10 protein-coding genes and 1 tRNA gene are annotated in these 12,526 nt (G+C 71.4%); 8 read left to right on the forward strand and 3 right to left on the reverse strand.

What is annotated here, in order from left to right:
• The first annotated feature begins 37 nt into the window (after positions 1 to 37).
• From ABIC30_RS18140 to lpdA, 5 genes are all read left to right on the forward strand, one after another.
• The gene (locus tag ABIC30_RS18140; protein WP_020093727.1) at positions 38 to 3,028 is read left to right on the forward strand and encodes a 2-oxoglutarate dehydrogenase E1 component; all 2,991 of its coding nucleotides are present in this window, start codon (positions 38 to 40) and stop codon (positions 3,026 to 3,028) included.
• Positions 3,029 to 3,038: 10 nt separating this feature from the next.
• Positions 3,039 to 3,341, forward strand: coding sequence for a YciI family protein (locus tag ABIC30_RS18145; protein WP_354455884.1), 303 nt, complete (start codon positions 3,039 to 3,041; stop codon positions 3,339 to 3,341).
• 49 nt (positions 3,342 to 3,390) lie between these two features.
• Positions 3,391 to 4,710: a 2-oxoglutarate dehydrogenase complex dihydrolipoyllysine-residue succinyltransferase gene (odhB, locus tag ABIC30_RS18150; protein ID WP_020093729.1), complete on the forward strand. Its 1,320-nt coding sequence runs from the start codon at positions 3,391 to 3,393 to the stop codon at positions 4,708 to 4,710.
• Between the two features lie 7 nt (positions 4,711 to 4,717).
• Positions 4,718 to 5,473, forward strand: coding sequence for an SDR family oxidoreductase (locus ABIC30_RS18155; protein ID WP_020093730.1), 756 nt, complete (start codon positions 4,718 to 4,720; stop codon positions 5,471 to 5,473).
• A gap of 67 nt (positions 5,474 to 5,540) precedes the next feature.
• The gene (gene lpdA, locus ABIC30_RS18160; protein ID WP_354455885.1) at positions 5,541 to 6,944 is read left to right on the forward strand and encodes a dihydrolipoyl dehydrogenase; all 1,404 of its coding nucleotides are present in this window, start codon (positions 5,541 to 5,543) and stop codon (positions 6,942 to 6,944) included.
• A gap of 158 nt (positions 6,945 to 7,102) precedes the next feature.
• Here the strand turns inward: lpdA and ABIC30_RS18165 are convergent, their stop codons facing one another.
• Complete coding sequence (locus tag ABIC30_RS18165) at positions 7,103 to 7,852, reverse strand: response regulator (protein WP_020093732.1); 750 nt, start codon at positions 7,850 to 7,852, stop codon at positions 7,103 to 7,105.
• 261 nt (positions 7,853 to 8,113) lie between these two features.
• Positions 8,114 to 9,094 carry a tyrosine recombinase XerC gene (locus tag ABIC30_RS18170; protein ID WP_354455886.1) on the reverse strand — a complete coding sequence of 327 codons (981 nt, stop codon included), beginning with the start codon at positions 9,092 to 9,094 and terminating at the stop codon, positions 8,114 to 8,116.
• Between the two features lie 104 nt (positions 9,095 to 9,198).
• Between ABIC30_RS18170 and ABIC30_RS18175 the strand changes: the two genes are divergently transcribed.
• Both ABIC30_RS18175 and ruvC read left to right on the forward strand, forming a co-directional pair.
• A complete protein-coding gene (locus tag ABIC30_RS18175) occupies positions 9,199 to 9,519 on the forward strand; it encodes a YnfA family protein (RefSeq protein ID WP_020093734.1) in 321 nt (106 codons plus the stop codon).
• A 123-nt stretch (positions 9,520 to 9,642) separates the two neighbouring features.
• Entirely contained in the window at positions 9,643 to 10,266 is a 624-nt protein-coding gene (gene ruvC, locus ABIC30_RS18180; RefSeq protein ID WP_020093735.1) for a crossover junction endodeoxyribonuclease RuvC, read from the forward strand.
• Between the two features lie 17 nt (positions 10,267 to 10,283).
• Here ruvC and ABIC30_RS18185 read toward each other — a convergent pair.
• Positions 10,284 to 10,367: transfer RNA gene (locus tag ABIC30_RS18185), tRNA-Tyr, on the reverse strand.
• Between the two features lie 289 nt (positions 10,368 to 10,656).
• On the opposite strand from ABIC30_RS18185, the gene ABIC30_RS18190 reads away from it, so the two are divergent.
• Positions 10,657 to 12,507, forward strand: coding sequence for a DEAD/DEAH box helicase (locus ABIC30_RS18190; protein WP_354455887.1), 1,851 nt, complete (start codon positions 10,657 to 10,659; stop codon positions 12,505 to 12,507).
• The last annotated feature ends 19 nt before the right edge of the window (positions 12,508 to 12,526 follow it).

Consider the following 12,526-nt stretch of genomic DNA (forward strand, 5'->3'; position numbering starts at 1 on the left):
CAGGGGAGCCTGCCCGCGCGATCAGGATGGACGCACCATGGCACGCCAGGACGTGAACGAAGCGCTCCTCGAAACCTCGTTCCTGTACGGCGCCAACGCCGCCTACATCGAGGAATTGCAGGCGGCCTACGCCCGCAACCCGTCCTCGGTGGATCCGGAGTGGCAGACCTTCTTCAAGGGGCTCGGCGAGGACGAGACCCTGGTCGAGAAGAACGCCGCCGGCGCCTCCTGGGAGAAGCCGCACTGGCCGGTGCCGCTCAACGGCGAGCTGGTCTCGGCGCTCGACGGCAACTGGGGCGCCCTGGAGAAGGCGATCGGCGACAAGATCGTCGCGCGGGAAGCCAAGGAGCCCAAGCCCGGCAAGCCGCAGGACAGCGTCACCGCCACCACCGGCGTGTCGGTGGAGCAGGCGACCAAGGATTCGGTGCGGGCGATCATGCTGATCCGCTCCTACCGGATGCGCGGCCACCTGCACGCCAAGCTGGACCCGCTGGGGCTCGCGCCGCGGGGCGATCACGAGGAGCTGCACCCGCAGCATTACGGCTTCACCGAGGAGGCCGACTGGGACCGTCCGATCTTCCTCGACAACGTCCTCGGCCTGCAGTTCGGCACGATCCGCGAGATCGTCGGCATCCTGGAGCGGACCTACTGCCAGACCCTCGGCGTCGAGTTCATGCACATCTCGGATCCCGCCGAGAAGGCGTGGATCCAGGAGCGCATCGAGGGCAAGGACAAGGAGATCTCCTTCACCCCCGAGGGGCGCCGGGCGATCCTCAACAAGCTGATCGAGGCCGAGGGCTTCGAGAAGTTCCTCGACCTCAAGTACACCGGCACCAAGCGCTTCGGCCTCGACGGCAGCGAGGCGATGATCCCGGCGCTGGAGCAGATCATCAAGCGCGGCGGCGCGCTGGGCGTGCGCGAGATCGTGCTCGGCATGGCCCATCGCGGCCGGCTCAACGTGCTCACCAACGTGATGGCCAAGCCCTTCCGGGCGGTGTTCCACGAGTTCAAGGGCGGCTCGGCCTCCCCGGCCGAGGTCGAGGGCTCGGGCGACGTGAAGTACCACCTGGGCGCGTCCTCGGACCGCGCCTTCGACGGCAACAACGTCCACCTGTCGCTCACCGCCAATCCGTCCCACCTCGAGATCGTCGACCCGGTGGTGCTCGGAAAGGTCCGCGCCAAGCAGGACCAGTGGGCCAAGCCCAACATCGAGCGCCGCACGGTGCTGCCGCTCCTGATCCACGGCGACGCCGCCTTCGCGGGCCAGGGCGTGGTGGCGGAGTGCTTCGGCCTTTCGGGCCTGAAGGGCCACCGCACCGGCGGCTCGGTCCACTTCATCATCAACAACCAGATCGGCTTCACGACCGATCCGCGCTTCTCGCGCTCCTCGCCCTACCCGTCCGACGTCGCCAAGATGGTCGAGGCGCCGATCTTCCACTGCAACGGCGACGATCCGGAAGCCGTCACCTTCGCCGCCAAGGTCGCGGTGGAGTACCGGCAGAAGTTCGGCAAGCCGGTCGTGATCGACATGCTGTGCTACCGCCGCTTCGGCCACAACGAGGGCGACGAGCCGGCCTTCACCCAGCCGAAGATGTACCAGCGGATCCGCAAGCATCCCTCGGTGCTGGAGAGCTACGGCCGCAAGCTCGTCGAGAACGGCTCGGTGACCCAGGAGGCGCTCGACGCCCGCAAGGCCGAGTTCCGCGGGATGCTCGACAGCGAGCTCGACGTCGCCAACAACTACAAGGCGAACAAGGCCGACTGGCTCGACGGCCGCTGGTCCGGCGTGAAGGCCGTGCACGAGGACGTGGACGACCCGCGCCGCGGCCGCACCGCCGTGCCGGCCGGGACCCTGCAGGAGATCGGGCGCAGGATCACGCAGGCGCCGCCCGGCTTCCACCTGCACCGCACGATCCAGCGCTTCATGGACAACCGCGCCAAGGCGGTGGAGACGGGGGTCGGCATCGACTGGGCGACCGCCGAGGCCCTGGCCTTCGGGGCGACGCTCCTCGACGGCAACCGGGTCCGCCTGTCGGGTCAGGACGTGGAGCGCGGCACGTTCTCGCAGCGCCACGCGGTGGTGATCGACCAGGAGAACGAGCAGCGCTTCACGCCGCTCAACGCCATCCGCGAGGGGCAGGCCGCGATCGAGATCATCAACTCGATGCTCTCCGAGGAAGCGGTGCTCGGCTTCGAGTACGGCTACTCGCTCGCCGAGCCGAACGCCCTGGTCCTCTGGGAGGCCCAGTTCGGCGACTTCGCCAACGGCGCCCAGGTGGTGATCGACCAGTTCATCGCGTCCGGCGAGCGCAAGTGGCTGCGCATGTCGGGCCTCGTGCTGCTGCTGCCGCACGGCTACGAGGGCCAGGGGCCCGAGCACTCCTCGGCCCGCCTGGAGCGCTACCTCCAGGCCTGCGCCGAGGACAACATGCAGGTCGCCAACGTCACGACGCCGGCGAACTACTTCCACATCCTGCGCCGGCAGCTGAAGCGCGACTTCCGCAAGCCGCTGGTCCTGATGACGCCGAAGTCGCTGCTGCGCCACAAGCGCGCCGTGTCGAACCTCGACGCGCTCGCCGAGGGCTCGACCTTCCACCGCGTCCTCTGGGACGACGCCGAGGAGGAGGGCGCGCAGAACAAGCTCGTGCGCGACGACAAGATCCGCCGCGTCGTGCTGTGCTCCGGCAAGGTCTACTACGACCTGCTGGAGGAGCGGGAGAAGCGCGGCCTCAATGACATCTACCTGATGCGCGTCGAGCAGCTCTACCCGTTCCCCCTGAAGGCGCTGGCCAACGAGATGGCCCGGTTCCGCAACGCCGACGTGATCTGGTGCCAGGAGGAGCCCAAGAACATGGGCGCTTGGTCCTTCGTCGAGCCCTACCTCGAGTGGGTGCTCGGCCAGGCCGGCTCCGCGGTGAAGCGCGCCCGCTACGTCGGCCGTCCGGCTTCCGCCTCCACGGCGGTCGGCCAGATGTCGAAGCACCAGGCGCAGCTCCAGGCCTTCCTCAACGAGGCCCTGGCGGTCTGATCGTCCGGCCATGGCCTACTTCCTGCTCCGCTTGGAACCGCCCCCCCCCCCGAGCTTCCCGTTCGACGCGACGGAGGTCGAGAAGGCGCTGTTCTCGGCGCATTCCGGCTACTGGATGGAGCAGGCGGCCGCCGGCACCGCCATCGCGGTCGGACCCGTCTTCGAGTCCGGCGGCACCTGGGGCCTGGCCATGGTCGAGGCCGACGACGCGGCCCGGGCCGAGGCGCTCGGCGAAGCAGATCCCGTCCTGATGGCGCAGGCAGGCTTCCGGTACACCGTCTCGCCCGTTCCATCCCTGATCCTGCGGCGCTGACGTCGCGGCCCGACATCCAGAGGAGGCCCCCCGCGGGGCAGAAGAGAGCATGGCAACCGACATCCTCGTCCCGACCCTCGGCGAATCCGTGAGCGAGGCCACGATCGGCCGCTGGTTCAAGAAGCCCGGCGACACGGTCGCGGCCGACGAGCCAATCGTCGAGCTCGAGACCGACAAGGTCACCCTGGAGGTGAACGCCCCGGCGGCCGGCGAGCTCGGCGAGATCCTGGTCAAGGACGGCGAGACCGTGGAGCCCGGTGCCCTGCTCGGCTCGATCGTCGAGGCCGGAGCCGGCGGCGGCACGGCCAAGAAGGCCGCCCCGAAGGAGAGCGCCGAGACCAAGGCCGAGAGCCGGAGCGAGGCCCCGAAGGCCGCCGCGCCCGCGAAGGCCGAGGCCCCGGCCCAGGAATCGTCCGCCGGCTACGGCAACCACGGCGATGCCGCCGCCCCCGCGGCCCAGCAGCGCCCGGTCGGAGACAACGGCCCGGCGGTGGCCAAGCTCGCCCGGGAATCGGGTGTCGACCCGTCGTCGGTGAGCGGGTCCGGCAAGGACGGCCGCGTCACGAAGGGCGACATGCTCGGCGCCATCGCCAAGGGGCCGGCCCCGTCGGCGCCCGCCAAGGAGGCCCGTCCGACCCTGCCGCGCGCCCCCTCGGCGCCGGACGACGCCGCGCGCGAGGAGCGCGTGCGCATGACGAAGCTGCGCCAGACCATCGCGCGCCGCCTGAAGGACGCGCAGGACACCGCGGCGATGCTGACGACGTTCAACGACGTCGACATGTCGGCCGTGATGGCGATGCGCAGCCAGTACAAGGATATCTTCGAGAAGAAGCACGGCACGAAGCTCGGCTTCATGGGCTTCTTCACCAAGGCGGTGATCGGCGCCCTCAAGGACGTGCCGGCGGTCAACGCCGAGATCGACGGGCAGGACCTCGTCTACAAGAACTACTACCATATCGGCATCGCGGTCGGCACCGATAAGGGTCTCGTCGTGCCGGTGGTGCGCGACGCCGACGACCTGTCGATCGCCGGCATCGAGAAGAAGATCGCCGGCTTCGGCAAGAAGGCCCGCGACGGCAAGCTCTCCATCGAGGAGATGCAGGGCGGCACCTTCACGATCACCAACGGCGGTATCTACGGCTCGCTGATGTCGACGCCGATCCTCAACGCGCCGCAATCCGGCATCCTCGGCATGCACCGCATCGAGGAGCGCCCGGTGGTCCGCGCCGGCAAGATCGAGGCGCGGCCGATGATGTACCTCGCCCTGTCGTACGACCATCGCATCGTCGACGGTAAGGAGGCCGTGACCTTCCTGGTGCGGGTCAAGGAGGCGCTGGAGGATCCGGCGCGCCTCGTGCTGGACCTCTGAGGCAGCCATGTCGAGCGCTGAGAACAGGGTCGCGATCGTCACGGGCGGCAGCCGCGGCATCGGCCGCGCGGTGGCGCTCCTCCTGGCGGAGCGCGGCTACGCCGTCTGCCTGAGCTACGTGTCGGACGCCGCCGCCGCGCAGGGCGTGGTGGACGCGATCGCGGCCAAGGGCGGACGGGCGCTCGCCGTGAAGGGCGACGTCGGCAACGAGGCCGACGTCATCGCCCTGTTCAAGGCGGCCGACGGCCTCGGCCGCCTCGCGGCGCTCGTCAACAATGCCGGCGTGGTCGACGTGAAGTCTGACGTCGCCGACATGAGCGTCGCCCGCTTGCAGCGCATGATGACCACCAACGTGGTCGGCAGCTTCCTGTGCGCGCGGGAGGCGGTGCGGCGCATGTCGATCAAGCGCGGCGGGGCAGGGGGCGCGATCGTCAACCTGTCCTCGGTGGCGGCGCGCCTCGGCGGCCCCGGCCAGTTCGTGGACTACGCGGCCTCCAAGGGCGCCATCGACTCGCTGACGATCGGGCTTTCCCGCGAGGTCGCCGCCGACGGCATCCGCGTCAACGCGGTGGCGCCCGGCATCATCGCCACCGAGATCCACGCCAGCGGCGGCGAGCCGGACCGGGTCGAGCGTCTCGGCCCCGGCGTCCCGATGAAGCGGGCCGGCACCGCCGAGGAGGTGGCCGCACCGATCGTGTGGCTCCTCTCGGACGAGGCCTCCTACACCACGGGCGCCATCCTCGACATCGGCGGCGGCCGCTGAGGCCAAGCCCCACCTGACATTCCCTGCCCGTCTCGCACGCGGCACGACCGAGCGGAAGCGAAGCCTCATGTCCTACGATCTCGTCGTCATCGGCACCGGCCCCGGCGGCTACGTCTGCGCGATCCGCGCGGCGCAGCTCGGCCTGCGGACCGCGGTGGTCGAGAAGCGCGCGACGCACGGCGGCACCTGCCTCAATGTCGGCTGCATCCCGTCCAAGGCCCTGCTGCACGCGTCCGAGGCCTTCGAGGAGGCCAACACGCACTTCGCCGATCTCGGCATCGACGTCGGCACGCCGAAGCTCGACCTCAAGAAGATGATGGCCTTCAAGGCCGAGGGCGTCGCCGGCAACACCAAGGGCGTCGAGTTCCTGCTCAAGAAGAACAAGGTCGACACCTTCCACGGCACCGGCCGGATCGCCGGCGCCGGCCGCGTCGAGGTCATCGCCGAGGACGGCGGCAACCAGATGCTCGAGACGAAGAGCATCGTCATCGCGACCGGCTCGGACGTGGCGCGCCTGCCCGGCGTCACCATCGACGAGAAGGTCGTGGTCTCCTCCACCGGCGCCCTGGAACTCGACCGGGTGCCGAAGAAGCTCCTCGTCATCGGCGCCGGCGTGATCGGGCTGGAGCTGGGTTCCGTCTGGCGCCGGCTCGGCTCCGAGGTGACCGTGGTCGAGTATCTCGACCGGGTGCTGCCGGGCATGGACGGCGAGGTCGGCAAGCAGTTCCAGCGGATCCTGACCAAGCAGGGCATCGCCTTCAAGCTGTCCACCAAGGTGACGGGCGTCGAGGTCGGCAAGAAGGGCGGCGCGACGGTCACGGTCGAGCCGGCCGCGGGCGGCGCGGCGGAGACGCTGCAGGCCGACGTGGTCCTCGTCTGCATCGGCCGGACGCCCTACACGGAGGGCCTCGGCCTCGACACGGTCGGCGTCCAGCGGGACGACAAGGGCCGGATTCTCACCGATTCCCACTACGCCACCAACGTCACCGGCATCTACGCCATCGGCGACGTGATTGCCGGCCCGATGCTCGCCCACAAGGCCGAGGACGAGGGCGTGGCGATCGCCGAGATGCTGGCCGGCCAGTCCGGCCACGTGAATTACGGCGTGATCCCGAACGTGGTCTACACGTTCCCGGAGGTCGCCTCGGTCGGCAAGACCGAGGAGGAGTTGAAGAAGGACGGCGTGGCCTACAACGCCGGCAAATTCCCCTTCACGGCCAATGGCCGGGCCAAGGCGAACGGCACCACCGACGGGTTCGTGAAGGTGCTGGCCGACGCCCAGACCGACCGGGTACTCGGCGTGCACATCGTGGGCGCGGATGCCGGCACCCTGATCGCCGAGGTGGCGGTCGCGATGGAGTTCGGCGCCTCGTCGGAGGACATCGCCCGCACTTGCCACGCGCACCCGACGCTGACCGAGGCCGTCAAGGAAGCCGCGCTGGCGGTCAACAAGCGCGCCATCCACGTCTGACGGGCCAAGGCCCACGGCTGCGCGGATTGCTACCTCGGCGGGCTCGACCGCCTGCGCGAAGGCCCCCTCTCCCGTGCGGGAAAGGGGGCCTTCGCGTTCCGTCACACACCGCGCGCCTCGAACCTGACTGGCCCGCAGAGCGACGGCCCGGCGCGGGGTCAGGCGATCTTGCGCCTGGAATTCGGCAGGTCGGCGATCCGCAGCAGCGCGCTCGGCGCGGGCGGGGCCGTCAGGGCGTTCAGCAGATACGGCCGACGCAGGCCCAGCGCGTTGTGCAGGGCGAGGTCGATGTCGCGGGCGTAGAACGGCATCCGCAGCACGGCGTCGACGCCGAAGTAGCGGCCGGCCTGTGCGACGGGCTCCAGCTCGGACGTGGTCAGCAGGGTGATCCGGGTCGGGAGGCCGAGGGGCTGGATCTGGCAGGCCAGTTCGAGCCCGTCGATGCCGCCGAGCTTCACGTCGATGAAGGCGAAGTCGTAGGCGGCGAGCTTCAGCTGCTTGAGGGCGTGGCGGCCGTCATCCGTCTCGTCGAGCTCGATCGCGAACCCGCTGCGCGCCACGACGCGGCTGATGGCCGACCGCCCGGCCGGAGTCGAGCAGGCGAGCAGGGCCCGGGTCGGTGCGCGACGGCGGGCATCCGCGTGGAGCAGCGGCTCGATATGGCTCGGGTCGAGGGGCGTCTTCAGGACTTCGTAGGCGCCGAGGCTCGTGGCGATCTCCTGCCAGTGCGGCAGCACGCGGGTCGCCACCAGCACCAGGCAGGGGGGCTCCGCACCCGCCCGGCGCGCGACGGCGACGGCTTCGGGGCCGCTGAGATCGTCGAGCTGCATTCCCACGAAGGCCAGGGTGGGACGGTGGCGGAGGAGGATGTCGCAGAGCGCCTGACCCGAGGTCGCCTCATCGATCACCGCGCTGGGATCGAATCGCAGGACGATCTCTCTCAGGGAGACGCGGCGGCCCGGATCGCAATCCGCGATTACGACACGTGCCGGCGCCCTCCCATCCTGAAGATCCATGACGCCCGCCCAACCCCATCCCGTTCGTTGCCCATATTGGCTGAAGATCGTGACGAAGCTCTTAAAGAGCGGGATTCTGCACTGGGCGAACCGGAAGACGCGCCTATAGACGATGATGAAGGCTCTCGAAGTCGAAGTTTTTAGCAATCTTGCTCAATGGCCAGCCCGCGGATGGGCCGCCGCGTAGGCACTCATGAGGCGGGCGGCGTCGACCTGCGTGTAGAGCTGCGTCGTGGAGAGCGAGGCGTGGCCCAGGAGTTCCTGGATCGCCCGGAGTTCGCCCTGGCGTGCCAGGAGATGGGTTGCGAAGGAATGCCGCAGGGCGTGCGGTGTGGCGCTCTCGGGCAGGCCCAGGGCGCCGCGGGCGCGCGCGACCGTGTACTGGATGATGCGCGGCGAGAGCGGGCCGCCCCGGGCACCGAGAAACAGCGGTCCCTCCGGCGGCAGCGGCAGGGGACAGGCGGCGACGTAGTCCGCCACGGCCTGCGCCACGACGGGCAGGATCGGCACCATGCGCTGCTTGCCGCCCTTGCCGAGCACGGTGACCTGATCGACCCCGGGCAGGGGTGCGTCACGGCGGGTCAGGCCCAAGGCCTCGGAGATGCGCAGCCCGGCGCCGTAGAGCAGCGCCAGCACGGCGGCGTCCCGGGCGAGGACCCAGGGCTCCCGCTCCTCGCCGGCGCGGATCGCGGTATCGGTCAGCGCCACCGCGGAGGAGACGGGCAGGGGACGGGGAAGCCGCCGCGGGACCTTGGGCGAGCGCACACCGCCCAGGGCCGAGACGGTGCCGAAGCCTTCCCGCTCGAGAAAGCGCGCGAAGGAGCGCAGTCCCGCCAGCATGCGCATCAGCGAGCGCCCGGAGACCTCGTCGGCCCGGCGCGCGGCCATGAAGCCGCGGATGTCCCGCACCTTGAGCCCGATCAGCATCGGGATCGTCGGCGTCCCCTGACGGGACGCGAGGTGGTGGAGGAACTGACGGAGGTCGCGCCCGTACGCCTCGACGGTGTTGGACGACATCCGCCGCTCCCGCGCCAGCGCCTCGATCCAGGCGAGGACGGCGTCGCGGAGGCGGGCGTCCCCCGGAAACAGCAGCCGGTCGCCCTGGGTCTCACGGGTGCTCGCATGCGTGCTCATGGCGACACTCGACCGGATCCTCCTTGCCGGGAGCTTAATGCCGGTCGCGGTCCGTCCCCGGGGCCGGGCTCGTCCCGCGCGGCGCGCCGTGCCAAGCTGACGCGATGACCCTCCTCGCCTACGCGGCCGCCGCCCTCGCCGAGATCGCCGGCTGCTTCGCGTTCTGGGCCTGGCTGCGGCTCGGGCGGTCGGCCTGGTGGGCGCTGCCGGGCCTCGCCTCGCTGGCGGCCTTCGCGGCCCTCCTGACCCTCGTGGACAGCCCCGCGGCGGGGCGCGCCTTCGCGGCCTACGGCGGCGTCTACGTCGCGGCCTCGGTCCTGTGGCTGTGGCTCGCGGAGGGTCAGCGGCCCGACCGGTGGGACCTCGCGGGCAGCGCGGTCTGCCTCGCCGGAACGGCGCTGATCCTCCTCGGTCGCCGGGGGTGAGTTCGACCCGGCACCGTGCCGGGCCGGCCACGGCCGACCGCTTCCGCGTTCGGAACCTTGGTGAAACCAAGCGTTCACGATACGTACGGCAGCCTCGGGCCGTTCACCGAGCCGTGGAGCCCCATGACCAGCGCCGTCCGCATTCTCGGGATCGACCCCGGACTCCGCCGCACCGGCTGGGGCCTGATCACCGCGCAGGGCACGAAGCTCACCTACGGCGATTGCGGGGTCGTGACCTCGGACGGGGAGCTTCCGCTGGCCCTGCGCCTGCGGGAGCTGTTCGAGGGGATCGGCCGCGTCGTCGAGGCCGTGCGGCCCGACGAGGTCGCCGTGGAGGAGACCTTCGTCAACAAGGACGCCCAGGCGACGCTCAAGCTGGGCCATGCGCGGGCGATGGCGCTGCTCGTGCCGGCCCTCGCCGGACTGCCGGTGTTCGAGTACGCCCCCAACCTCATCAAGAAGACCGTCGCGGGCTCCGGCCACGCCGAGAAGGTGCAGATCCAGGCGATGGTCCGCTTCCTTCTGCCGAAGGCCGAGTTCCGCGTCGCGGACGCCGCCGACGCGCTGGCCATCGCGATCACCCATGCCAGTCACCGGGACGCCCACGCCCTGCGGCAGGCGCATCTGCCGGGGGGCAAGCGCCGCTCGCTCACCGGTCAGGCGGCCGCGGGACAAGGGCTCGAGGGGAAGGGCTTCTCGGCCGCCGCGGCCGCGCGTATCGAGGCCGCGCTGGCGAAACAAGGCTGACGGGATCGGGAAGAACTTGGTGGGGGAAGTAGGACTCGAACCTACGAAGCTTACGCAGCGGATTTACAGTCCGCCCCCTTTGCCGCTCGGGACATTCCCCCAAGGCGGGCATCGCCCGCGGCGCCCTTATGGTGAGGGGTGGGCCGGGTGTCAACGCTTATGGTGGACCGATCCGCCTCGCCGGACGCGGCAATCGTGGAGAGCGGGGCGGTTTCGCTCGGCGTCGCCGCGATCCGGGCGGCCGCGCTCGCAGAGTCGACCCTCTTCCGGCCTCGCGGTGCCCGCGGCTCCGCCATTGGGACGAAAACGCGAACGTTCCGCGACTCCGGGGATTCACAAAGGAATCCGGATCGGCCACGGTGTGGCGATGTCGCCCTGCTTCGCCGGCCCTTGACCCGTCCCGCCCCGTCCCTGCGGTCGCACCAGCGCACGCTGATGGCCCTGGTCGCGGCCATGGCGAGCGGGGAGGCGGCCCATGTCCGGAAGATCCTGGCGGCGGTCACGCCGGGCGGGGGCAAGTCGCTGCTGCCGGTCATCGCCGCGCACCGGCTGATCGAGGCGGGGCTCGTCGAGCGCGTGGTCTGGGTGGTGCCGCGGGATTCCCTGCGGCTGCAGGCCGAGGAAGCCTTCGCCGACCCGCTGTGGCGCGCGGCCTTCGGGCACGCCCTCAGCGTCCGGGCCGCCGACAACGAGCGCGACCCGGCGCGGGGTCTGGCCGGCTACGTCACCACCTATCAGGCGGTCGCCGCCGCCCCGGCGCTCCACCTCGCGGAGGCGCGGGCGCACCGCACCCTGCTGGTGGTCGACGAGGTTCATCACCTGCCGGTCCCCGGTCGCCCGGGCGCCGACGAAGCCTCCGCGGAGGATGCCGAGGCGGGGGCGTGGTCCCGCGCGATGCTGCCCGTCATGGAGGCGGCGACCGTGCGCCTGTACCTGTCCGGGACGCTGGAGCGGGCGGACGGGCGGCGGATTCTCGGACTGCCCTACCAGCCCGCCGCGCCCGGCCGCGGACCGGAACTCGATCTCGACGCCCCCGGCCTCGCGGTCATCGGCTACTCGCGGGCGCAGGCGCTGGCCGAGCGGGCGGTGCTGCCGGTGACGTTCGGCGCCATCGACGGCGAGGCGAGTTGGCTGGAGGGCGGCCGGATCGCGGGCGACAGCCCGCGCGTCGGGCCGCACCGGCTCGGCGCGGGCTCGGTCCGGATCACCACCCGGCCCGCGCTGTTCACCGCCCTGCGGACCGGCTTCGCCCGCGACCTTCTGAGCGAGGCGTTCTTCGCCACCAAGCGCCTGCGCGCCCGGCGCCGGGCCGAGCGCGATCTCCCGCCCGGCGATCCCGCCCGGGGGCTCGGCAAGCTCCTCGTGGTGGCGCCCGATCAGGCGAGCGCGCGGGCCTATCTCGCGACCCTGCGGGACTGGATGCCGGCCGGGCAGGGCGCGCGCGATGTCCGTCTCGCGACCTCCGGCCAGGGCGACGCCCACGCGGCTCTGGCAGCGTTCCGGCTCACGCCGGAACCGGCCGTGCTGGTGACGGTGGCGATGGCGTACGAGGGGCTCGACGCCCCGGAGGTCGCGGTGGTCGCGGCCCTGACCCATATCCGCTCCCGGCCCTGGCTCGAGCAGATGCTCGCCCGGGCCACCCGGGTCGATCCCCATGCCGGCCCCTACGACGGGCAGCAGGCGCTGATCTTCCACCCCGACGACCCGCTCTTCGCGCGGTTCCGCCTCGAACTCGAGACCGAGCAGGGCAGCAGCGTCCGGCCGCCCCGCGAGCGGCCGGCGAGCGCCGTCGTGCCCGAGCGGACCCGCTGGCGCGACGACGAGCCGGGCGGGATCACGCCCCTGGAGAGCAACGCGATCGGGATGCGCTACGCCCTGCTGCGCCCGTGCCTCCCCGAACCGGTCGCCGCGGCGCCCGCGCCCGAACCGCCCTCCGTCACCGAGCGGACCCTGCGCCAGCGGCTCGCCGCCGCGGTGGCCGCCCAGGCGGTCGAGGACGAGACCTCGCTGCGCGTGCCCCGCGGCGGCAATCTCGCCCACCGCTACAACGCCGTTCTCAAGCGCGTGCTCGGCAAGGGCCGCGCGACCATGACCCTCCCGGAGCTGGAGGCGGCCCTGTCGTGGCTCGAGCGCAACCGCCTCTCCGACCATCTCGACCGCCTCGACGGCGATGCCCGCTACGCGTGGTCGGCCCGGCAGCGCCGCGGGCGCTGGCAGCCGGAGCGCGCCGCCGGCCGCTGAAACGCCCGGGAAGGAGACA

The sequence above is a fragment of the Methylobacterium sp. 1030 genome (assembly GCF_040544715.1).
GTDB lineage: Bacteria > Pseudomonadota > Alphaproteobacteria > Rhizobiales > Beijerinckiaceae > Methylobacterium.